Below are 23,346 nucleotides of genomic sequence, written 5' to 3' on the forward strand. Positions count from 1 at the left end.
ACTCTGACTCAAAACCCTTACCCTATCACGATGCCCGGCGGAATTCGCCGCCTTCTGCCATAATGTTTTGGCACATTGTTTCAGGAAGGTGAGTGAAAGGGAAAAGCCTGATTATCTGTCTTGCAGTCATTGCGGCGGCCATCGCGGGCTACCGCTGGCTGCCGTCGTATTACAACCCCTTTACGCCGCTTTCCCTCGACGATCCCCCCCGGTACCCTGACCCAGTTTAAGCTCAGACGCCTGACCCCTGAACATTGTGAAACCCTGCTGGCGCAGGCCAATGCGCGCCAGCTGATCCGCACCCAGACGGTGGCCGACAGCACGGGAGAGTGTCCGCTGAGTGATGTGGTGCGGGTGCGGAGTTTTGGCCGCGTCAGCCTCAGCAGCAGCTTTCTCGCCAGCTGCCCGCTGGCGCTCAGCTCGGCACTGTTCGTCAACCAGCAGGCCCGGCCCCTGACCCAAACCATGATGGGCAGCAGCCTGACGCGCATTGACCATTTCGGCAGCTTTGCCTGCCGGAATATCTACCATCGCCCCAATGCCCGGCGCAGCGAGCATGCCACCGCCGAGGCGCTGGATATCAGCGGTTTTACGCTGGAGAACGGACAGCGCATCTCCGTCCTGCGCGGCTGGAAAAATGCCACCACCGGGCCCTGGCTGCACGCGCTGCTGGGGGCCAGCTGCGGCTACTTCGGTAATGCCCTCGGCCCGGATTACAACGCCGCCCACGCCAACCATTTTCATCTGGGAATGCGGGGTTTTGGTTACTGCCCGCAAAGCATAAATCACCAGACAAAAGGTGAAAATATGTGACATGTTTCACAAATATGATGACTGGGAAGATAAAAAACCGAAGTCGCGGCAGGCGCATCTCTGATAACTTTCGGCGCAGCCTGAGTTGCTAATCTGATAGCGAATTTACGCAAAATGAAGACCCTGTCCGCCTATGGAATCCTGGAAAGTTAACCTCATTTCGGTCTGGTTCGGTTGTTTTTTCACCGGCCTCGCTATCAGCCAGATTTTACCCTTTTTGCCGCTATACGTGTCCCAGCTTGGGGTCTCGTCCCACGAGGCGCTGTCGATGTGGTCGGGACTGACCTTCAGCGTCACCTTTCTGGTCTCCGCCATCGTCTCGCCCATGTGGGGCAGCCTTGCCGACCGCAAAGGGCGCAAGCTGATGCTGCTGCGCGCCTCGCTGGGGATGGCGATTGCGATCCTGCTCCAGGCCTTTGCTACCAACGTCTGGCAGCTGTTCCTGCTGCGCGCGCTGATGGGGCTGACCTCCGGCTATATTCCGAATGCCATGGCGCTGGTGGCCTCGCAGGTGCCCCGGGAGCGCAGCGGCTGGGCCATCAGTACGCTGTCGACGGCGCAGATCAGCGGCGTGATTGGCGGCCCGCTGATGGGCGGCTTTCTGGCTGACCACGTGGGCCTGCGCGCGGTATTCCTCATCACCGCCGTCCTGCTGGTGATCAGCTTTCTGGTGACGCTGTTTTTGATTAAAGAGGGGGGGCCGGCCGACCACCAGCAAGGCGGAGCGGCTGAGCGGCAAGGCGGTCTTTGCCTCGTTACCCTATCCGTGGCTGATGATCAGCCTGTTTATCACCACCATGGTGATCCAGCTCTGCAATGGTTCTGTGGGGCCGATCCTCGCCCTCTTTATTCAGTCGATGGCGCCCGAAAGCACCAATATCGCCTTCCTCAGCGGGATGATTGCCGCCGTGCCGGGGATCTCGGCGCTGATGTCTGCCCCACGTCTGGGCAAGCTGGGAGATCGCATCGGCACCGGCCGCATTCTGATGGCGACCCTTATCGTGGCGGTGGTGCTCTTTTTCGCCATGTCCTTTGTCACCACTCCCTTCCAGCTCGGGGTGCTGCGCTTCCTGCTGGGCTTTGCCGATGGGGCTATGCTGCCTGCGGTGCAAACGCTGCTGATAAAATACTCCAGCGATCGGGTGACCGGACGGATCTTCGGCTATAACCAGTCGTTTATGTATCTGGGGAACGTCGCCGGCCCGCTGATGGGGGCGGCGGTCTCGGCGATGGCCGGATTCCGCTGGGTATTTGCCGCCACCGCGGTGGTGGTGTTGCTGAATATTATCCAGCTGGCCTGGGCCATGCGGCGTCGACGCCAGCAGGAGGCCCGGACGCGGGCGATTAAGCGGTTGTAGCGACACTGTATAATATATTTTAGCCGGACTGACCTTATCTTTAATTTGAAATGGCGGTCCTGCTTTTATTTTGCGTGGTCACGAGAATTTAAATTTAATTTAAGGCACCTCTTTCCTTGCGCTCAGCCACATTATTTAATCAGTAGTGCGTTGTTTGGCTAAAAATAGTACTTTTAACTACTTTGCAAGCCTCAGGCATAATGATAACGTCGGAAAAAATCTCATAAGGAAATAGCGCTGTGAAAAACCTCATTGCTGAGTTGTTGCTGAAGCTTGCCCAAAAGGAAGAAGAGTCAAAAGAGCTGGTAGCCCAGGTCGAAGCCTTAGAAATTGTCGTGACTGCGCTGTTACGACAGATGGCGAAAAGTGACCAGCAGGCGCTGATTGATAGCGTGGAAGGCGCGCTGGATGAGGCCCGACCAGACGCGCCAGTGTCTGAGCAGGACAGCGAGATGCTGCAACAATACGTAAAAAAGCTGTTACGGCACCCGCGCAGCTGAACGTTCATCTGACGTAATTCCCTGTCATAGAACCGTCACATCGGTTGCCTATAGTCGCTCTGTTTTATTTTTTTATGTATTTCTACATGGAGAAAATAAGTGAAACAGAGCGCACTTTATATAGCATTACTGCCCCTGTTAGTTACCCCCACAATTTATGCTGAAACTGTGGCACCGACCACGGTTCTGGATAATCGTGCCGCCCAGGGGGATATCACCCAGCCTGGCGGGGCCCGCCGTCTGACAGAAGATCAGACCGCCGCAATACGCGCATCGCTGAATGACAAGCCAGCTAAAAATATTATTCTGCTGATTGGCGACGGGATGGGCGACTCCGAAATAACCGCAGCACGAAATTATGCCGAAGGCGCGGGCGGCTTTTTTAAAGGTATCGATGCTTTACCGTTGACCGGGCAATATACCCACTATGCGTTGGATAAAAAGTCCGGCAAGCCCGATTACGTCACCGACTCTGCCGCCTCTGCAACGGCGTGGACCACCGGCGTGAAAACCTACAACGGTGCGCTGGGCGTGGATATCCATGAAAAAGATCATCAGACCATCCTCGAAATGGCGAAAGCGGCGGGGCTGGCCACCGGCAACGTCTCGACCGCCGAACTGCAGGATGCGACCCCGGCGGCGCTGGTCGCCCATGTGACCTCCCGTAAATGCTACGGCCCGTCCGTCACCAGTGAAAAGTGCGCCAGCAACGCGCTGGAAAAAGGCGGGAAAGGCTCCATTACCGAACAGCTGCTGAACGCCCGCGCCGACGTCACCCTCGGCGGCGGGGCGAAAACCTTCGCGGAAACCGCCACCACCGGCGAGTGGCAGGGCAAAACCCTGCGCGAGCAGGCCCTGGCGCGCGGCTATCAGCTGGTGAGCGATGCTTCGACGCTTGCCGCCATTACCGATGCGGGCCAGGATAAGCCGCTGCTGGGGCTGTTTGCGGAAGGCAATATGCCGGTACGCTGGGAAGGGCCGAAAGCCAGCTATCATGGCAACCTCGACAAGCCGCCCGTCACCTGTACCCCTAATCCGCAGCGTAATGACAGCGTGCCGACCTTAGCGGCGATGACCGACAAAGCCATCTCCCTGCTGAGCAAAAACGAAAAAGGCTTCTTCCTGCAGGTTGAAGGCGCCTCGATCGACAAACAGGATCATGCCGCGAACCCGTGCGGGCAGATTGGCGAAACCGTCGATCTGGATGAGGCCGTGCAGAAGGCGCTGGCATTTGCGAAGCAGGACGGCAACACGCTGGTAATTGTGACCGCGGATCATGCCCACTCCAGCCAGATCGTCGCGCCGGATACCAAAGCACCGGGTCTGACGCAGGCGCTGACCACCAAAGACGGTGCGGTGATGGCGATGAGCTACGGCAACGCGGAAGGGGAGTCGATGGAGCATACCGGCAGCCAGCTGCGCGTTGCGGCCTACGGTCCGCATGCCGCTAACGTGGTGGGCCTGACGGATCAGACCGATCTGTTCTACACCATGAAAGCCGCGTTAGGTCTGAAATAACCTCCCTGCCCGGCAGGAAAAAACGCCTGCCGGGTGGTTTTTTCAGCAGCACGAACCAGACTTACTGTGATCATCCACAGAAGGAAAGTGCTATGAAAATCACACTGCTGGTTACGTTGCTCTTCGGTCTTTTTTCTCTTACCCCGGTGGGAGCGCAGGATAAACAGCCGACCCCGCAGCAGCAACGCATGACCACCTGCAATCAACAGGCCACCGCCCAGGCCCTGAAGGGCGATTCCCGCAAGACCTATATGAGCGACTGCCTGAAAAACGCCTCCTCTAAACCCGCCGAAAAAAGCCTGAATCCGCAGCAACAGAAGATGCGCGAATGCAACGCGCAGGCGACCCAGCAATCGCTCAAAGGCGACGACCGGAACAAGTTTATGAGCGCCTGTCTGAAGAAAAACGGCTAGTTCAAACGGGTGAGCGAGCGCGGCGGCTCACCCGAAATATCATACTTAGCCTTAAGTAAGCCTTTCTATAATTTGGGAAAATGCTTTTGAGTGTTCCCAAAAACCATGAATGATGAAAACTTTTACAGCAAAGTCTTTGCCCGGGAAGGAATTAGTCAGGCGCGTTCAGCGGATGAGCATCATCGCTCGGGTATCCGCCTGGCGCGTCGGCTACGTTTACCGCGCGCGGTAGGTCTGGCGATCCTCTTTTTCCCGATTGCCAGCGTGCTGGTGGCGCAACCGGTCAACGGCGTCTGGTGGCTGCTGCTGGTTGGCTGGGCGTTCGTCTGGCCCCATCTGGCCTGGCAATTAGCCGCGCGTTCGACCAATCCCTGGAACAGCGAGATGTTTAACCTCAGAGCCGACGCCATTATGGCCGGGGTCTGGATCGGGGTGATGGGGATTAACGCCATGCCCAGCGCGGCGCTGATCATGATGATTAGCATGAACCTGATCGGCGTGGGTGGCATCCGGCTGTACGGCCCCGGAGTGATGATGACCGGCCTGACGGCATTGATCTCCCTGCAACTGACGCGCGTGACGCCGGACTATGTCAGTACGCCGCTGGAGATCTGGCTCGCGCTGCCGGTGATCGTCTTTTACCCGATGCTGTTTGCCTGGGTGAGTTTCCATACCACCAGTCGGCTGGTGGAACATAAACGTCGGCTGGAACTGATGAGTACCCTCGACGGCATGACGGGCGTCTTTAACCGTCGCCACTGGGAAGTTTTGCTGCGTACGGAATATGAAAACTGCCGCCGCTACCACCGTAGCGCCACGCTTCTGCTGATCGATATCGATCACTTCAAGAGCATTAACGACAGCTGGGGCCACGACGTGGGGGATCAGGCGATCGTCGCCGTCACCCGGCAATTGCAGCTCACGCTACGCGCCAGCGATATTATTGGCCGTTTCGGTGGGGATGAGTTCGCGGTGATCATGAGCGGTACGACGGCAGAAAGCGCCATTGCGGCGATGTCGCGGGTGCACGAGCGGCTGGCAGATTTACATCTGCCGGGATCGCCCCAGGTAAAGATCTCCATCAGCGTCGGCGTAGCGCCGCTCACGACGTCGATGGTGCATTATCAGGAGTGGCTTAAAGCGGCGGATATCGCGCTCTACAAAGCGAAAAATGCCGGACGTAACCGCACCGAAGTGGCGGCCTGACGTCCGGCAGTCGATCAGGATTTACTCAGCAGCTCTGATTTTTCCATGCACTTATTCATGGCTTCAATGACGGCGGCACGGAAGCCACGCTCTTCCAGCACCCGCACCGCTTCGATGGTGGTGCCGCCCGGGGAACAGACCATATCTTTCAGCTCGCCCGGATGCTTGCCGGTTTCGAGCACCATTTTGGCTGAGCCCATCACCGCCTGCGCGGCAAATTTATAGGCCTGCGCGCGCGGCATCCCGCCGAGAACGGCCGCATCGGCCATCGCTTCGATAAACATAAACACATAGGCGGGCGCAGAACCGCTCACGCCGACCACCGGGTGGATCATCGCCTCGGCAATCACTTCGGCTTCCCCGAAGCAGCGGAAAATGTTGACCACATCGGCCACCTCTTCGGCAGTCACCAGCGCGTTAGGAGTGATGGAGGTCATGCCCGCATTGACCAGCGACGGGGTGTTAGGCATGGCGCGGACGATTTTACGGTCGTGCCCCAGCGCGCGCGCCAGCTGATCGAGGGTGACGCCTGCAGCGATGGAGACCACCAGCGTATCTTTATTCAGGCTGGAGGTGATGTCGCTCAGGACTTTCACCATCATGTTCGGCTTCACCGCACCGAAGACGATATCGGCCACCTGCGCCACTTCCTGGGCGCTTTGCGCGGCGTTGATCCCGTACTGGTCGTGCAGGGCGGCAACTTTGTCCGGCGACGGCGTATAGACCCAAATCTGGCCGGGCAGCACCTGACCGCTGGCAATCAGACCGCCGAGAATGGCTTTGCCCATATTACCGCAGCCGATAAAACCGATTTTCTTCTCCATCACGTCTCCCTCTTAAACTTTGTTATGATTGTGGAACTTTAGCCTATCAGGTTTTATTACGCAGCATTATATGCCGGAGAGAGAAGATGGCGATTTGGGTGGATGCCGATGCGTGTCCGAATGTCATTAAAGAGATCCTGTTTCGTGCCGCCGAGCGCGTGCAGATGCCAATGACGCTGGTGGCGAATCAGAACCTGCGCGTGCCGCCGTCCCGTTTTATTCGCACCCTGCGCGTGCCGGCTGGTTTTGACGTGGCCGATAACGAAATCGTGCGCCTGTGCAGCGCTGACGACCTGGTGATCACCGCCGATATCCCGCTGGCGGCAGAGGTGCTGGAGAAAGGGGCCGCGGCGCTGAACCCGCGCGGGGAACGTTACTCCCCGGCCACCATCCGCGAAAAGCTGACGATGCGCGATTTTATGGATACCCTGCGCGCCAGCGGCGTCCAGACCGGCGGGCCAGACAGTTTATCCCCGCGCGACAGGCAACTGTTTGCCGCCGAACTCGATAAATGGCTGCTGGAAGTGAAGCGCCGCCAGGGTTAATCATCACTGTGACATATGATTAGGCCATTATTACCCCGTTCCGGGGTTGTCAACGGCGGGTGGGTTCAGGTAAGGTGAGCGCACCATTCAGTGCCATTTTTTCTTTACAGAATCTTCCCTTAAGTATCCGGGGTTGACTGGAATGTCATTTTAATACCACATCTGGTGTAATAATATTTTTACGATTAACTTATGTACTAGTTTAATGGTATCATTGCACGCTTTTCGACTTTATCTACCGCATGTGCGCGGCCTCAAAGGGAACTCCTGGTTATGACCCAGCCTATTTTTTTAATTGGCCCCCGCGGCTGTGGAAAAACAACCGTCGGTCTGGAACTGGCTCGTCTGTGTCAGAGCGAATTTGTCGATACCGATCACTGGTTGCAGACCCACGCCGGTCAGAGCATTGCCGAGATCGTTGAGCAGGAAGGCTGGGAGAGTTTCCGCGCCCGCGAGACTGCCACCCTCGAGGCGGTGACGGCAGGTGTCGGCATCATTGCCACCGGCGGCGGCATTATTCTGTCGGCGTATAATCGGCAGTTTATGCGCGAAAAGGGAATGGTGATTTACCTTTGCGCGCCGGTGCCGGTGCTGGTCGAACGCCTTGAAGCCTTCCCGGAAGAGGGCCAGCGTCCGACCCTGACCGGCAAGCCCATCAGCGAAGAGGTGAGTGCGGTACTGGCAGAGCGCGACGCCCTCTATCGTGAAGCCGCTCATCACGTGGTGGATGCTTCGCTGCCACCGGCTCAGGTGGTACAAAACATCGTAACCGCACTGCATCTGGCATGCGCCAGCTAACTGATGTCTATACTGATAGTTCAGCCATTAAAAAAAGGATGAACTATGCCAACCAGACCTCCCTATCCGCGTGAAGCCCGTATTGTTGCCGTTGAAAAAGGCGCGACGGGCCAGACTGTCACCTGGTATCAGCTGCGTGCCGACCACCCGAAACCCGATTCGCTGATCAGCGAGCACGAAACGGAGCTGGAAGCGCAGGACGCCAAAGTGCGTTACGAAGACCCTGATAAGGCCTGATAAAAATCTGAAACCGGGAAAAACCGAACGCTTATCACACTATTTAAAAAGCGCTAACGTTCAACGGAGGGTAATGTACAGGTTTAACAGACACATCCTGTCAGGCTCGCGGATCTTTACATTCCGGCACGTTAATCTGCTGCTACGCTTTTCAGCACTTTTTCTGAACAGCGCACTGTACAGCGAAGCGAGCCTGTCTCTGTGTCACAGTCACGTTAGTGGTAGTAAAGAAAGGCGAGAATAATGAAAGCGACGTTGGCGATCCTCACCATTGGGGTAGTCCCGGTAAGCGAAGTACTCCCGCTCTTAACGGAGCATATCTCTGAACAACAGATCACGCACCACAGCCTGCTCGGTACGCTGAGCAGGGAAGAGGTCATGGAAGACTACGCCCCCGAACCGGGTGACGCGCTGCTGCCAACCCTGCTCAGCGACGGTGAGGTGGGCCACGTCTCGCTGCCCAAGATCGAACGTGCCCTGCAGGGCGTGATCGAAGTCCTGGATAACCGGGATTATGAGGTGATCCTGTTGATGAGCACGGCGCCCATCACTGGCCTTGTGGCCCGCAAGGCGATCCTGCTGGAACCGATGCGGATCATCCCGCCGCTGGTGGGATCGATTGTCGACAGCCATCAGGTAGGGGTGATCGTGCCTATGTCTGAACTGCTGGCGAATCAGTCGCACAAATGGCGCGGGCTGGTCAAAACGCCGCTGCTCTCCGTGGCGAATCCGTTCTGGGACAGCGAAGCGAAATTGATCGACGCCGGGCGCGATCTGCTGGAGCGCGGCGCGGACGTTTTAATGCTCGATTGCCTCGGTTTTCATCAACGCCACCGCGATTTACTGCAAAAAGCCCTGGATGTACCGGTGCTACTGTCAAACGTGCTGGTTGCCCGTCTGGCCTCGGAATTGCTGGTCTGATGATTTTGCGTGACAGCCATGGAGTGTCACCCCTATATTGGATTCACATCCAACGACAATAAGGACCAGTCCATGCTTCAGAGTAATGAATACTTTTCCGGTAAAGTGAAGTCCATTGGTTTTACCAGCAGCATTACTGGCCGTGCCAGTGTTGGCGTGATGGCGGAAGGGGAGTATGCCTTCGGTACCGCACAGCCTGAAGAGATGACCGTCGTCAGCGGTTCACTGAAAGTGTTATTGCCGGGGGAAACCGAGTGGAAGATCTATAACCCGGGCGATGTTTTCAACGTACCAGGCCACAGCGAATTCCATCTGCAGGTAGCTGAACCAGCCTCCTATCTGTGTCGTTATCTGTAAAATAAAAGAGCCGGGTTAACCCGGCTCCTGTTTCTGGCATAAAGCCTGGCATGAAGCATTAACGCTGCGCTTCGCCGCCTAACCCTTCTACCACGCTCTTAATCAACGCCGCCAGCTCACCCGTCATCAGAATGAAGTCAGCATCAAAACGCTGGGCATAGTCGTCCCGGTCGATATCGTCGTTCTGATCGCGCAGCTCATCGGAGAACTTCAGGCGCTTGATCGAACCATCGTCACACATCATGAACTGAATGCGCTGCTGCCAGTCGAGCGCCAGCTTGGTCACCAGCTTGCCGGCTTCGATGTGTACTGCGATCTCGTCGCTGACCAGCTCCTGCTTCTTGGCGCGGATCACGCCACCGTCTTCGAGGATCGCTTTCAGCTCGGCTTCGTCCAGCAGCTGGAAGCCCTGCGGAACGTTATTGGCGCGCACCCACTCGGTGAGGGTCAGCTCAATCGGGTTTTCCATCGTCAGCGGTACCACCGGCAGCGAACCGAGGCTTTTACGCAGCAACGCCAGGGTATCTTCCGCTTTTTTGGCGCTGGCGCAGTCGACCATAATCAGGCCGTTAACCGTGTCGATCCACATCATTGTCTGGCTGAAGCGGCTAAAGGCGCGCGGCAGCAACGAGTGCAGAACTTCATCTTTCAGCGAATCTTTTTCGGTTTTTTTCAGCTTACGGCCCTGTTCGGCTTCCAGCTTGAAAATTTTGGCTTCCAGCGCCTGTTTCACCACCGGCGTCGGCAGGATCTTCTCTTCCTTACGCGCGCAGATAATGATTTGACCATTGGTGGTGTGGGTCAGCGCATCGCTCTGTGATCCCATAGGCGGAACCCATCCGGTTTTCGCCATATCCTGGCTGCCACACGGGGTAAATGCGTAAAGGTCTAACTGTTTTTCCATCTCGTCGGCGCGCAGCTCGATATCGCGGCTGAGACGGTAAACCATCAAATTTTTGAACCACAGCATGATAATTTCCACGGTCTTGTCGTTTAATTCAGCGGGCATGATAGCGAATTGTCGCATCGCTTGCATTGCTAATCGGGTAGTGGGCTTCTACTCTGTTGATAATCAAAAAAATGAGGAACGTCCTGTGCGAATTGGTATTGATCTCGGCGGCACCAAAACAGAAGTCATTGCCCTTGGCGAGCAGGGGGAACAGCTGTTCCGCCATCGCCTGCCGACTCCGCGCGATGACTACCGGCAGACCATCGAAACCATCGCCAGCCTGGTGGAGATGGCCGAAAAGGCCACCGGCCAGACGGGCACGGTGGGCATGGGCATTCCGGGTTCGATTTCGCCCTATACCGGGGTGGTGAAAAATGCGAACTCCACCTGGCTTAACGGCCAGCCCTTCGACCGCGATTTAAGCCAGCGCCTGAACCGCGAAGTGCGGCTGGCGAACGACGCCAACTGCCTGGCGGTGTCGGAGGCGATCGACGGCGCGGCGGCGGGCGCGCAGACGGTATTTGCGGTGATCATCGGGACCGGCTGCGGGGCCGGCGTGGCCTTTAATGGCCGGGCCCATATCGGCGGCAACGGCACCGCAGGCGAGTGGGGACACAATCCGCTGCCGTGGATGGATGAGGATGAGCTGAAGTACCGCGCCGAAGTGCCGTGCTACTGCGGAAAACAGGGCTGTATCGAGACCTTTATTTCCGGCACCGGCTTCGCCACCGATTACCGCCGCCTGAGCGGGCATCCGCTGAAAGGTAACGAGATCATGCGCCTGGTGGAAGAGCAGGACGCCGTGGCGGAGCTGGCCTTCAGCCGCTACGAAATGCGGCTGGCCAAATCGCTGGCGCACGTGGTGAATATCCTCGACCCGGATGTGATCGTGCTGGGCGGCGGGATGAGCAACGTGGATCGTCTGTATACCACCGTTCCGCAGCTGGTGAAGCAGTGGGTGTTTGGCGGCGAATGCGAAACCCCGATCCGCAAAGCGGTGCACGGTGACTCCAGCGGCGTGCGCGGCGCGGCCTGGCTGTGGCCACACTGATACATCCACTTGTGCGGTCTGATGCCCTCACCCTAACCCTCTCCCACGGGGAGAGGGAATTGAATCCCCCCTCTCCCTTGAGGGAGAGGGCCGGGGTGAGGGGGGACAGACCGCACCAGGATAGCGTCACTCTACGGCAAACACCTTATCCAGCCTGCTGTACCCCAGCCCGTTAATCTTCTTCACTTTGATCTGCACCGGAATGCGCTCTTTCATCGCCTCGACGTGGCTGATCACACCAATGGTTTTGCCGCTGGCGTTCAGCGCATCCAGCGCATCCAGGGCGGTATCCAGCGTTTCGCTGTCCAGGGTGCCGAAGCCCTCATCGAGGAACAGCGAGTCAATCTGCGTTTTATGGCTCACCAGATCGGAGAGCGCCAGCGCCAGCGCCAGACTCACGAGGAAGCTTTCGCCGCCGGAGAGGGTACGGGTATCGCGCACGGCGTCCGCCTGCCAGGTGTCCACCACCTCCAGCTCCAGCGCGTCGCTGACCTTGCGTTGCAGGAGGTAGCGGCCATGCAGGCGGGTCAGTTGCTGGTTGGCGAGCCACACCAGATTGTCGAGGGTTAAGCCCTGGGCAAACTTACGGAAGCGATCCCCCCTCTTTAGAACCGATCAGCGCGTTGAGATAACCCCAGTCATCCGCCAGCCGGGCCGCAGCCGCAATTTCCTGCATCAGCGCCTGCTGATGCAGGCGGTTATCGCTGTCCTGCCTGAGCTGCTGGCGGATCTCCCCCCTGGCGGGTGGTGTTTTCACGTAGCTGCTGCGCGAGCTGCTGGAGCTGCGCCTGTAAAAGCTGCACGTCGGCCGTCAGGTTGTCCGGACGCTGTTCCAGATGCGCGTTCATCCGCTGGCCAGCCTGCTGAAGCAGCGCCGTGGCCTGCTGGATCTGGTTCTCAAGGCTCTGCTTCAGCTGCTCCAGGCGGTGAAGGGTCGCGTCATCCAGCAGGGCCGCGAGAAACGCCTCGCGATCGCTAAAGACGCTGGCGGCCAGCGCGGCGGCAAACTGCGTCTGGGCCTGCTGCAGGCGTTCGCTTTCCAGCCTGAACTGCTGTTGCAGGGTGGCAAGCTGGCTGTGCAGAGAGACGCATTCGGTATGAATGTCGCGCCAGTTCTCCGGGATAACGCTTTCTGCTTCAGTCGACGCCGTCGCCGGAAGGGTCTCCAGCAGCGGCGTCAGGGCAGCCATGCGTTCCCGCAGGGCGCTGTGCTGAGACTGCTGCGCCTGCCAGTGCTGCGACTCTTTTTCACGTTCAGCAAGCCAGGCCTGCTCTGCGCCGTCATCTGGCATCGTCAGCGTCAGTTCCTTGAGGGATGTCTCCATGGCGACGCGCGTGGCTGCCAGCTGCTGGTGATAGCCTTGCTCCTGAGCTTCCTCTTCGTTCAGCTGGTTTTGCAGCGTTAGGCGCTGGCTAAGCTGGTAGAGCTGCTGTTCGTACTGCTCCTGCTGGTTCAGCCAGGGGGCAATATCATCCTGAATATTCAGCGTCACCGTCAGGGAGGCACAAACCTGCTGCCACTCTTCGGTGAGGGACTGGGCGTCCCGGGCCAGCGTTTGCGCTTCGTCTGTTTCGCGCTGCAGTTGGGTGGTGAGGGCATTCACCTGGCCCAGCACCAGCAGACCTTCCTCCTTGAGGGCGGCGACCTCTTTTTCCATCGCGTCCCGGCGGCGCTGGTTCTCCGTGAGCGCTAAGGCCTGGTACTGCGCAATCGCCGGATGTTCGGTAGATCCGCAGAGCAGGCAGGGTTTCCCGGCCTCCAGTTCGGCCCGATAGCTCTCCAGCTTCTTGATCTTCTCTTCCTGCTCACACAAAACTTTCAGATCGAGATAGTGCTGGTTTTTCTCTTTGTACTGCTGGCGGCGCAGCGTCAGCGTGTCGTTGAGTTTTGCCAGCTCGATCTGCGCCTTTTGCACGCTCTCATTATTCTGGCTGAGTCGCTTTTGCAGGGGCTGATAGCGGGCATGCAGGGTGGTCAGACGCTGGCGCGCCGCGCGGGCCTGGGTTTGCAGCGCCATTTCGGCGGCCGCTTGTTCTGCCGTGAGCGTCAGGGTGTTTTCCGGCAGGCCCGCCAGCTTCTGGCGTAATTCCGCGATACGCCGGTGCAGCGTCGCGAGCTGCGTTTTATCCCGATTCAGCTGGGTGAAATGCGCGCGCCAGCCCGCCATCTCCTGACCCCACTGACGGAAGCGGTCGTGGTCGGCCAGCCACGTTGTCAGGGCGGTGAATTCCGTCTGCAATTGATCCTGTACGCGCAGCGCCCCGTTGCGGATCCGCGCGCGCAGCGCCTCGCTGGACTGTAAGCGAGTATTCACATCCAGCATCTGCTGTTCCGTTTGCGCCAGACGGGCGATCTGCTCCTGCTGCCGCTCCCACTGCGGGCGCAGGAGGGCGGCGGGCTGGGCCAGATGCAGCTTTTCCAGCTCGGGGGTAGCGTCGGTCAGGGCCTGCTGCGCCTGCTGCTGCGCGGCCATCGACCGCTGCTGTTCGCGCACCAGTTCATCGTGGCGGGTCAGCCAGTGAAACTCTTTCTGCTGTGCTTCCTGTTGAGCCAGCAGCTGTTGTTCTTCGTCAGTAAGTACCTGCAAACCTTGCTGAAGTTGCTGTTGCTGATCGTCGCTGAGCAACACCACGCCGGCGGCCTGAGCTTCGCGTCTCTCCAGCTCGCTGCGCGCCGCTTTGTGTTTTTCAAATACCATCGCTGAGATCTGACCGTAAATTTCGGTGCCGGTCAGCTCCTCCAGCAGCTCGGCGCGCTCTTTCGGCCGGGCGTTGAGGAAGGCGGCAAATTGCCCCTGGGAGAGCAGCATCGAGCGGGTGAAGCGGTCATAGTCCAGCCCGGTCAGCGAGGCAACAAGCTCCAGTTTATCTTTTACTTTATCCGCGAGGATTTTGCCGTCTTCACATTTGGCCAGCTCCACGCGCGGCACCTGCAGGTTGCCGTCCGGCTGATTGCGCGCCCGGTTCTGGCTCCAGAAGGCGCGATAGGCGACCCCTTTCACCTCAAACTCCACCTCCGCCAGACACTCGGCGGTGTCACGGGTCATCAGATCGTTCTGCGATTGCGATACGGTGTTGAGGCGCGGCGTCTCGTGGTAGAGCGCCAGGCAGATGGCATCCAGCAGGGTGGTTTTCCCGGCGCCGGTCGGGCCGGTGATGGCAAACAGGCCGTTGCTGAGAAAAGGCTCGGCGGTAAAGTCAATTTTCCATTCACCCTTGAGCGAGTTGAGGTTTTTCAGACGCAGGCTGAGAATTTTCATGCGTTATCCTCCTCATTATCAAGAGCATGCAGCGCATGGCTGAACAGCTCGTTTAACCGGGCCCGCTGGGCATCGTCGAGGGTCTCCTGCGCCAGGCGGCGCTCAAACACCTCCTCCACCCGCAGCTCGCTGAGGGTTTCACGCAGGCTGTTGGCGAGGAGCTTCTCGCGCAGCTCGCGGCTGCGCCGCACCAGCAGTACCTCCACCGGCAGATCTTCCGTCAGGTGCTGAATTTTACGCTGCATGTCGTGCAGGTACTCCTCGGTGGCAATTTCGATATCCAGCCAGACGGGGGGCGTCTGCTCCACGCCGCGCCACTGCTCCAGCTGGGCCGCGATGGCTGCCAGATCGCCCTTCAGCACCGCCAGCGGTTGGGTGATGGGCACCTCCAGGGAGTCGACGGCGCTGAGCTTACCCTCGTCAAAACTCACCAGATGCACGCATTTGCTTTTGCCGGTTTCATCAAAGCTGAGGGGGATAGGGGGAGCCGCAGTAGCGAATATGGTCGCAGCCGCCAATCTTCTGTGCGCGGTGGATATGGCCCAGCGCAATGTAGTCGGCCGCCGGAAAATGCTGTGCCGGGAAGGCGTCCAGCGTCCCGATATAGATGTCACGCACCGCGTCACTTTTACTGGCACCGACGGTGGTAAGGTGCCCGGTGGCGATAATCGGCAGGACGCTGTCGCCGCGAAGCTGGCAGGCGGCAGTATACTGATCGGCATAATAGTGGGTGATGGCCTCTAACAGCTGCTGCTGTTTCTCGATCCCCGAGAGGCCCGCCTGGCTTTTCATCACGTCGCGAGGGCGTAAGAACGGGATCGGGCAGAGCACCGCGCCGGGCGTCCCGTCGCGTTTGCGCAGAATTTGCGGCCCGTGACCGGCGCTGGCGACCACGGTGGTGTTAAGAAACGCCAGAATTTCACGGGATTCATTCAGCGTGGCCACGGAATCATGGTTGCCGGCCACAATCACCAGATGGCAACCGGTCTTCTGCAGGTTCACCACAAAACGGTTATACAGCTCTCGCGCATAGCTGGGTGGCGATCCGGTGTCGAAGATGTCCCCGGCCACGAGGATGGCGTCGACTTCATGGGATTGTGCCATCTCAAGCAGCCAGTTGAGGAACGCTTCATGTTCGGCGGCGCGGCTTTTACTGTAGAAGTTCTGTCCCAGATGCCAGTCCGAGGTGTGAAGTATGCGCATAACAGATCCGTGGCAAAAAAAAGTAAGCGGGATTATAAACATTCAGGGGAAGGAAGATAACCGCTACAATCAGGGCGGCCAGAAAACAACGGCTTGCCTTTATTGGTGGGCAGGTTTTTCATAAATCTGTCATAAATCTGACGCATAATGACGCCGTATTACAAACATGTAACCTAAATAAGACAGGGCTAAGTATGGCGAGACGTATTCTGGTCGTAGAAGATGAAGCACCCATTCGTGAAATGGTCTGTTTCGTGCTCGAACAAAATGGCTTTCAACCGGTGGAAGCCGAAGATTACGACAGCGCGGTGAATCAGCTCAACGAACCCTGGCCCGATCTGATCCTGCTCGACTGGATGTTGCCCGGCGGCTCTGGTCTGCAATTCATCAAACATATCAAACGTGAAGCCTTAACCCGCGATATTCCGGTAATGATGTTGACGGCCCGCGGCGAAGAGGAAGATCGCGTTCGCGGTCTGGAGACCGGGGCGGATGACTACATCACCAAACCCTTCTCACCGAAAGAGCTGGTGGCGCGTATCAAGGCGGTGATGCGCCGTATTTCACCGATGGCGGTGGAAGAGGTGATCGAGATGCAGGGTCTGAGCCTGGATCCCACTTCGCACCGCGTGATGACCGGTGAAAATCCCCTCGATATGGGACCGACCGAATTCAAACTGCTGCACTTCTTCATGACCCACCCGGAACGCGTCTACAGCCGCGAGCAGTTGCTCAATAATGTGTGGGGAACTAACGTCTATGTTGAAGACCGGACGGTGGATGTTCACATTCGTCGTCTGCGTAAGGCCCTTGAAACCAGCGGTCACGATCGCATGGTACAGACCGTCCGCGGCACGGGTTATCGTTTCTCAACCCGTTTCTGAACAATGACAGGAGTGTGACGCGTGCTGGAACGGCTGTCATGGAAAAGGCTCTGTTTTGAACTGGTACTTTGCTGTATCCCGGCCCTGATCCTCGGGGCCGTTTTCGGTTATTTACCTTGGTTTTTGCTGGCGGCCGTCACCGGACTGCTGATCTGGCACTTCTGGAATCTGCTCCGCCTCTCATGGTGGCTGTGGGTTGACAGAAGTATGACCCCACCGCCGGGAAGCGGCAGCTGGGAACCTCTGCTGTATGGCCTGCACCAGATGCAGATGCGTAATAAAAAACGCCGACGCGAGCTGGGCAGCCTGATCAAACGCTTTCGCAGCGGCGCCGAATCTCTGCCCGATGCGGTGGTGCTCACCACCGAAGAGGGGGGCGATGTTCTGGTGCAACGGACTGGCGCAACAGCTGCTGGGCCTGCGCTGGCCGGACGATAATGGACAGAATATCCTCAACCTGCTGCGCTACCCCGAGTTCGCGCAGTATCTGAAAAAACGCGATTTCACCCGGCCGCATAATCTGGTGCTGAACAACGGTCGCCATCTGGAGATCCGCGTCATGCCTTACAGCGACAAACAGTGGCTGATGGTGGCGCGCGATGTGACGCAAATGCACCAGCTGGAAGGGGCGCGGCGCAACTTCTTCGCTAACGTCAGCCACGAGTTACGCACCCCGCTGACGGTGTTGCAGGGCTATCTGGAGATGATGCAGGAGCAGACGCTCGAGGGCGCGCCGCGGGAAAAAGCCCTCCAGACCATGCGCGAGCAGACGCAGCGCATGGAAGGGCTGGTGAAGCAGCTGCTGACCCTCTCCCGCATTGAGGCCGCGCCAACCCTGGCGCTCAATGAAACCATCGATGTGCCGATGATGCTGCGGATGTTAGAGCGTGAGGCGCAAACCTTAAGCCAGCAGCAGCACCAGATCACCTTCGAGGTGGATAACAGCCTCAAAGTGCGTGGCAGTAACGATGAACTGCGCAGCGCTATCTCCAACCTGGTCTATAACGCGGTGAATCACACTCCGGCGGGCACCCACATTATCGTGCGCTGGCAGCATGCGCCCACGGGGGCGGAGTTCAGCGTGGAGGATGATGGTCCCGGTATTGGCCCGGAGCACATTCCTCGCCTGACCGAGCGTTTTTATCGGGTGGATAAAGCCCGTTCCCGCCAGACGGGCGGCAGCGGTCTGGGACTGGCTATCGTTAAGCACGCCATCAATCACCACGACAGCCGTCTCGATATCGTCAGCACGCCGGGTAAAAGCACGCGTTTCAGTTTCGTGATCCCGGAACGTTTGATTGCCAGTAACAGCGCCTGACAATCCCCCCTGTAATCAGATATTGCCACAGGCCAGCGTAAGCTGGCCTGTTTGCTTTGCAGTCAACCGAAGCGCGGGTAAATTTTATACGCTTGTTGCTTTTTTTGTTCGCATGATTAGCCATGGGTTTTTCTTATAATTGGTGTAATGTTTCAGCTCTGGCTTTCAGGCTGGCATATTGTTCTGGTTTTGCGATCCCATATTGCCTTTAAACGTTATAAGCGTTTAAATTGCCCTCCTGATATCGTCGGACAGACTGTATTTGCGTGGTAAATCGAAAAAATATTCCTGACCACGGCAGCAGGGGAGCATTTCCCGCTGAAATTGCACATTTTTTCCGCTGTTTTGTTCCGCATGGGATAGCGAAAAATTCAACGTTTTCAACACCACATCCACAGGCAGTAAGGTTTTATGACCCATCAATTGAAATCGCGTGACATCATCGCACTGGGCTTTATGACATTTGCGCTGTTCGTTGGCGCTGGCAACATCATCTTCCCACCTATGGTTGGCCTGCAGGCGGGTGAACACGTCTGGACCGCGGCGATCGGCTTTCTGATCACCGCAGTAGGCCTGCCGGTACTGACCGTCGTGGCGCTGGCGAAAGTGGGCGGCGGCGTTGACAGCCTCAGCGCGCCTATTGGTAAAGTGGCCGGGGTCATGCTGGCCGTGGTCTGCTATCTGGCGATTGGTCCGCTGTTCGCCACCCCGCGTACCGCGACCGTCTCCTTCGAAGTGGGGATTGCCCCGCTGACCGGCGATGGCCCGCTGCCACTGTTTATCTACAGCCTGGTTTACTTCGCTATCGTGATCCTGGTGTCGCTCTATCCGGGCAAACTGCTGGATACCGTGGGCAACTTCCTGGCGCCAATGAAGATTCTGGCCCTGTTGGTGCTGGCGGTTGCGGCGATTATCTGGCCGGCTGGCCCATTAAGCTCCGCGACCGAAGCCTATCAGAATGCCGCTTTCTCTAACGGTTTCGTGAATGGCTACCTGACCATGGATACGCTGGGTGCAATGGCCTTCGGTATCGTGATCGTTAACGCCGCGCGTTCCCGTGGCGTGACCGAAGCGCGTCTGCTGACCCGCTACACCGTCTGGGCTGGCCTGATGGCAGGTGCTGGACTGGCGCTGCTCTATCTGGCGCTGTTCCGTCTGGGTTCCGACAGCAGCGTGCTGGTTGACCAGGGCGCAAACGGTGCGGCGATTCTGCATGCTTACGTGCAGCACACCTTTGGCGGCGCGGGCAGCATGATGCTGGCTATCCTGATCTTCCTGGCCTGTCTGGTGACGGCGGTTGGCCTGACCTGTGCCTGTGCGGAGTTCTTTGCTCAGTACGTTCCGCTCTCTTATCGCACGCTGGTGTTTATCCTCGGCGGCTTCTCGATGGCGGTATCGAACCTGGGTCTGAGCCACCTGATTCAGGTCTCTATTCCGGTGCTGACCACCATCTACCCGCCGTGTATCGTGCTGGTGGTGCTGAGCTTCACCCGCGGCTGGTGGAATAATTCCACACGAATTATTGCCTCGGCCATGTTTATCAGTCTGCTTTTTGGTATGCTTGACGGTATTAAGGCATCGGCAATCAGCGCCATGCTGCCCGCCTGGACACAGCGTCTGCCGCTGTCTGAACAGGGTCTGGCGTGGCTGATGCCTACCGTTGTTGCACTGGTACTGGCTATTATCTGGGATCGTGCTGCAGGGCGTCAGGTTACATCGAACGCGCACTAATCAACGGCTGAATGTTAAACCACGGGGCGTAATGCCCCGTGGTTTTTTGTTTTTTTTAGTCTGAATGGCATGACAACAAATGGAAAGCACTAACAAACTCAAGCGTGGATTGAGCGCCCGCCACATCCGCTTTATGGCGCTGGGTTCTGCAATCGGCACCGGTCTTTTTTATGGCTCGGCAGATGCCATCAAAATGGCCGGTCCCAGCGTTCTGCTGGCATATCTTATCGGCGGTGTTGCCGCCTACATCATCATGCGTGCGCTGGGGGAGATGTCCGTACATAACCCGTCGGCCAGCTCCTTCTCCCGCTATGCTCAGGAAAACCTGGGCCCGCTCGCCGGGTACATCACCGGCTGGACCTACTGCTTCGAAATCCTGATTGTGGCGATTGCCGACGTGACGGCATTCGGCATCTATATGGGCGTCTGGTTCCCGACCGTGCCGCACTGGGTCTGGGTACTCAGCGTGGTGCTGATCATCTGCGCCATCAACCTGATGAGCGTGAAGGTGTTTGGCGAGCTGGAGTTCTGGTTCTCCTTCTTTAAAGTCGCCACCATCATCATCATGATTGCCGCCGGTATTGGCATCATCATCTGGGGGATTGGCAACGGCGGACAACCCACCGGGATCCACAATCTGTGGAGCAACGGCGGCTTCTTCAGCAACGGCTGGATTGGCATGGTGATGTCGCTGCAGATGGTGATGTTCGCCTACGGCGGGATCGAAATCATCGGCATTACCGCCGGTGAAGCGAAAGATCCTGAGAAGTCTATCCCGCGCGCCATCAACTCGGTGCCGATGCGTATTCTGGTGTTCTACGTGGGGACGCTGTTTGTGATCATGTCCATCTATCCGTGGAACCAAGTCGGCACCAACGGCAGCCCGTTCGTACTCACCTTCCAGCATCTGGGGATCACCTTTGCCGCCAGCATCCTTAACTTTGTGGTGCTGACCGCGTCGCTCTCCGCCATTAACGCCGACGTCTTTGGCGTGGGGCGTATGCTGCACGGCATGGCAGAGCAGGGCAGCGCGCCTAAGGCCTTCGCCAAAACCTCCAGCCGCGGCACGCCGTGGGTGACGGTGCTGGTGATGACCGTAGCACTGCTGCTGTCGGTCTATCTGAACTACATCATGCCGGAGAACGTCTTCCTGGTGATTGCGTCGCTGGCGACCTTCGCCACCGTCTGGGTGTGGATCATGATCCTGATGTCGCAGATTGGCTTCCGCCGTCGTCTGTCGCCTGAAGAGGTGAAAGCGCTGAAGTTTAAAGTGCCGGGCGGCGTGGCAAGTACCGTTGGCGGCCTGATCTTCCTGGTCTTTATTATCGGCCTGATTGGTTACCATCCGGAAACCCGCATCTCGCTGTATGTCGGCTTCGCGTGGATTGCCCTGCTGCTGGTGGGCTGGGTGTTTAAACGCCGCCGCGAGCGCCAGTTAGCGGAAGTGCAGTAATCAGAATGCCCGGCAAATGCCGGGCATTTTTCTCCTCCCCCTTCCTCCTCCCCCCAATAATCCTCTGCGTGAGGAGTGAACATCCACTACCCTGTGGCAAGGTGACCTCATTTCTGGGATAGGGGATAAAAGATGTTGAATGCATGGCACCTGCCGGTTGCCCCATTTGTTAAGCAAAACAACGATAAACTCGTCATCACGCTGTGGCTGACGGGTGAGCACCTGCCTGAGCGGGTGACGATGCGCGCTGAATTCGATAATGAAGAGACTTCGCTGCCGATGCACAAGCTGCGCAGCCAGCCGCAGCCCGGCGTCACCGCCTGGCGGGCAACCATCGACACAACGAAAGGGCAGCCGCGGCACCGCTACAGCTTTAAAATGCTCTGGCATAACCGCCAGCTGTGGTTTACCCCGCAGGGGTTCAGCCGTTTTCCTCCCGCCCGGCTGGAGCAGTTCGCCGTCGATTTCCCGGATGCCGGGCCAGAGTGGGTGGTCGAGCAGGTCTTCTATCAGATCTTCCCGGACCGCTTCGCCCGCAGCCAGCAGCGCGACCCGGAGCGGGACAAAACCTACTATCACCATGCCGCCGGTCACGAGACCATCTTCCATGAATGGGATGAACCGGTTACCGCTCAGGCGGGGGGCTCCACCTTTTACGGCGGCGATCTGGACGGCATCAGCGAGAAGCTGCCGTATCTGAAAAAACTCGGCGTCACGGCGCTGTACCTCAACCCGGTGTTTGTCGCCCCCAGCGTGCACAAGTACGACACCGAAGATTACCGCCACGTGGATGAGCAGTTTGGCGGCGACGAGGCCCTGCTGCGCCTGCGGGAGAATACCCACCGGGAAGGGATGCGCCTGATCCTGGACGGCGTGTTTAACCACAGCGGCGATTCCCACGCCTGGTTCGACCGCCACAACCGCGGAACGGGCGGCGCCTGCCATAACCCGGACTCGACCCAGCGGGACTGGTACAGCTTTGACGACGAAGGCCGCGCCCTCGACTGGCTGGGCTACGCCAGCCTGCCGAAGCTGGATTACCAGTCACCTACAATGGTGGATGAGATCTACGGCGGCGAGGACAGTATCGTTCGCCACTGGCTGAAAGCCCCGTGGAATATGGACGGCTGGCGGCTGGATGTGGTGCATATGCTTGGAGAAGGCGGCGGGGCGCGCAATAACCTGCAGCACGTGGCCGGGATCACCCGTTCCGCGAAGCAGGCCCGACCCGACGCCTTCGTTTTTGGCGAGCACTTTGGTGATGCCCGCCAGTGGCTGCAGGCCGACGCGGAAGATTCGGCGATGAACTACCGCGGTTTCACCTTCCCGCTGTGGGGCTTCCTCGCCAATACCGATATCTCCTACGATCCTCAGCTGATTGATGCAGAAACCTGCATGAAATGGATGGATAACTACCGCGCCAGCCTTTCGCATCAGCAGCAGCTACGCATGTTCAACCAGCTCGACAGCCATGACACCGCCCGCTTTAAGTCGCTGCTCGGCAAAGACGTCGCGCGTCTGCCGCTGGCGGTCACCTGGCTCTTTACCTGGCCGGGAGTACCGTGCATTTACTACGGGGACGAGGTGGGGCTGGACGGCAATAACGATCCGTTCTGCCGTAAGACCTTCCCGTGGGAGACCGAAAGGCAGGACCCGGTGCTGTTCAGGCTCTATCAGCGGCTGATTAAACTGCGCAAGCAGAGCCAGGCGCTGCGCTACGGCGGTTGTCAGGTGGTCTACGCCCACGACAACGTGGTGGTGTTTATGCGCGTCTACAACCAGCAGCGGGTGCTGGTAGCCATCAACCGGGGTGAGGCCTGTGAAGTGGTGATCGACCATTCGCCGCTGCTGAACGTCAAACAGTGGCAGCTGAAAGAGGGGAAAGGGGTGGCGCAGGAGGGCGTGCTGTCGTTACCGGCGATTTCTGCATCCGTGTGGTTTGGTCATTAATCTTGCGGAAAGGCCCGATTCGTCGGGTTATTCAGGGTTATCGTTTTTCTGAAAAGC

16 protein-coding genes and 5 pseudogenes are annotated in these 23,346 nt (G+C 58.2%); 17 read left to right on the top strand and 4 right to left on the bottom strand.

Annotation, left to right across the window (positions count from 1 at the left end):
* The first annotated feature begins 92 nt into the window (after window positions 1–92).
* The 6 genes and pseudogenes from AAHB66_RS04745 to adrA all read left to right on the top strand — a co-directional run bounded on the left by AAHB66_RS04745 (window position 93) and on the right by adrA (window position 5,808).
* Window positions 93–813: pseudogene (locus AAHB66_RS04745) on the top strand (extensin family protein).
* Window positions 814–946: 133 nt separating this feature from the next.
* Window positions 947–2,171, top strand: a pseudogene (locus tag AAHB66_RS04750) (multidrug efflux MFS transporter).
* 239 nt (window positions 2,172–2,410) lie between these two features.
* Window positions 2,411–2,671 (top strand): anti-adapter protein IraP, encoded by a 261-nt coding sequence (gene iraP, locus AAHB66_RS04755; protein ID WP_347115375.1) that lies wholly within the window; start codon window positions 2,411–2,413, stop codon window positions 2,669–2,671.
* Between the two features lie 99 nt (window positions 2,672–2,770).
* Complete coding sequence (gene phoA, locus AAHB66_RS04760; protein WP_347115376.1) at window positions 2,771–4,189, top strand: alkaline phosphatase; 1,419 nt, start codon at window positions 2,771–2,773, stop codon at window positions 4,187–4,189.
* A 92-nt stretch (window positions 4,190–4,281) separates the two neighbouring features.
* A complete protein-coding gene (gene psiF / locus AAHB66_RS04765) occupies window positions 4,282–4,602 on the top strand; it encodes a phosphate starvation-inducible protein PsiF (RefSeq protein ID WP_347115377.1) in 321 nt (106 codons plus the stop codon).
* Window positions 4,603–4,692: 90 nt separating this feature from the next.
* Window positions 4,693–5,808, top strand: coding sequence for a diguanylate cyclase AdrA (gene adrA / locus AAHB66_RS04770; protein ID WP_347115378.1), 1,116 nt, complete (start codon window positions 4,693–4,695; stop codon window positions 5,806–5,808).
* A 14-nt stretch (window positions 5,809–5,822) separates the two neighbouring features.
* Here the strand turns inward: adrA and proC are convergent, their stop codons facing one another.
* Window positions 5,823–6,632: a pyrroline-5-carboxylate reductase gene (gene proC / locus AAHB66_RS04775; RefSeq protein WP_347115379.1), complete on the bottom strand. Its 810-nt coding sequence runs from the start codon at window positions 6,630–6,632 to the stop codon at window positions 5,823–5,825.
* Between the two features lie 86 nt (window positions 6,633–6,718).
* Here proC and AAHB66_RS04780 point away from each other — a divergent pair, with 86 nt between their 5' ends.
* The 5 genes from AAHB66_RS04780 to ppnP all read left to right on the top strand — a co-directional run bounded on the left by AAHB66_RS04780 (window position 6,719) and on the right by ppnP (window position 9,490).
* Window positions 6,719–7,177, top strand: coding sequence for a YaiI/YqxD family protein (locus AAHB66_RS04780; RefSeq protein ID WP_156263067.1), 459 nt, complete (start codon window positions 6,719–6,721; stop codon window positions 7,175–7,177).
* A gap of 273 nt (window positions 7,178–7,450) precedes the next feature.
* Window positions 7,451–7,975, top strand: coding sequence for a shikimate kinase AroL (aroL, locus tag AAHB66_RS04785; protein ID WP_347115380.1), 525 nt, complete (start codon window positions 7,451–7,453; stop codon window positions 7,973–7,975).
* Window positions 7,976–8,020: 45 nt separating this feature from the next.
* On the top strand, window positions 8,021–8,212 hold the full coding sequence (yaiA, locus tag AAHB66_RS04790; protein WP_142488398.1) for a protein YaiA: 192 nt from the start codon (window positions 8,021–8,023) through the stop codon (window positions 8,210–8,212).
* A gap of 243 nt (window positions 8,213–8,455) precedes the next feature.
* Window positions 8,456–9,133 (top strand): AroM family protein, encoded by a 678-nt coding sequence (locus tag AAHB66_RS04795; RefSeq protein WP_347115381.1) that lies wholly within the window; start codon window positions 8,456–8,458, stop codon window positions 9,131–9,133.
* Between the two features lie 72 nt (window positions 9,134–9,205).
* Window positions 9,206–9,490, top strand: coding sequence for a pyrimidine/purine nucleoside phosphorylase (gene ppnP, locus AAHB66_RS04800; protein WP_347115382.1), 285 nt, complete (start codon window positions 9,206–9,208; stop codon window positions 9,488–9,490).
* A gap of 58 nt (window positions 9,491–9,548) precedes the next feature.
* On the opposite strand, the gene rdgC is transcribed toward ppnP, so the two are convergent.
* Window positions 9,549–10,460, bottom strand: a complete 912-nt coding sequence (rdgC, locus tag AAHB66_RS04805) for a recombination-associated protein RdgC (RefSeq protein ID WP_347115383.1) — start codon at window positions 10,458–10,460, stop codon at window positions 9,549–9,551.
* 124 nt (window positions 10,461–10,584) lie between these two features.
* Between rdgC and mak the strand changes: the two genes are divergently transcribed.
* Window positions 10,585–11,490, top strand: a complete 906-nt coding sequence (gene mak / locus AAHB66_RS04810; RefSeq protein ID WP_333851095.1) for a fructokinase — start codon at window positions 10,585–10,587, stop codon at window positions 11,488–11,490.
* Between the two features lie 126 nt (window positions 11,491–11,616).
* Here the strand turns inward: mak and sbcC are convergent.
* A pseudogene (sbcC, locus tag AAHB66_RS04815) lies at window positions 11,617–14,750 on the bottom strand (exonuclease subunit SbcC).
* A pseudogene (gene sbcD, locus AAHB66_RS04820) lies at window positions 14,747–15,953 on the bottom strand (exonuclease subunit SbcD). The pseudogenes sbcC and sbcD overlap by 4 nt, the downstream one beginning before the upstream one ends.
* Window positions 15,954–16,147: 194 nt before the next feature.
* Between sbcD and phoB the strand changes: the two are divergent.
* From phoB to malZ, 5 genes and pseudogenes are all read left to right on the top strand, one after another.
* A complete protein-coding gene (gene phoB / locus AAHB66_RS04825) occupies window positions 16,148–16,837 on the top strand; it encodes a phosphate response regulator transcription factor PhoB (protein ID WP_032616792.1) in 690 nt (229 codons plus the stop codon).
* Between the two features lie 21 nt (window positions 16,838–16,858).
* Window positions 16,859–18,155, top strand: a pseudogene (phoR, locus tag AAHB66_RS04830) (phosphate regulon sensor histidine kinase PhoR).
* Between the two features lie 411 nt (window positions 18,156–18,566).
* A complete protein-coding gene (brnQ, locus tag AAHB66_RS04835) occupies window positions 18,567–19,886 on the top strand; it encodes a branched-chain amino acid transporter carrier protein BrnQ (protein ID WP_347115384.1) in 1,320 nt (439 codons plus the stop codon).
* Between the two features lie 79 nt (window positions 19,887–19,965).
* On the top strand, window positions 19,966–21,339 hold the full coding sequence (proY, locus tag AAHB66_RS04840; protein ID WP_156263075.1) for a proline-specific permease ProY: 1,374 nt from the start codon (window positions 19,966–19,968) through the stop codon (window positions 21,337–21,339).
* Window positions 21,340–21,471: 132 nt separating this feature from the next.
* The gene (malZ, locus tag AAHB66_RS04845; RefSeq protein ID WP_347115385.1) at window positions 21,472–23,289 is read left to right on the top strand and encodes a maltodextrin glucosidase; all 1,818 of its coding nucleotides are present in this window, start codon (window positions 21,472–21,474) and stop codon (window positions 23,287–23,289) included.
* Window positions 23,290–23,346: the final 57 nt, after the last annotated feature.

This window comes from Leclercia sp. S52, assembly GCF_039727615.1.
Lineage (GTDB): Bacteria > Pseudomonadota > Gammaproteobacteria > Enterobacterales > Enterobacteriaceae > Enterobacter > Enterobacter adecarboxylatus_B.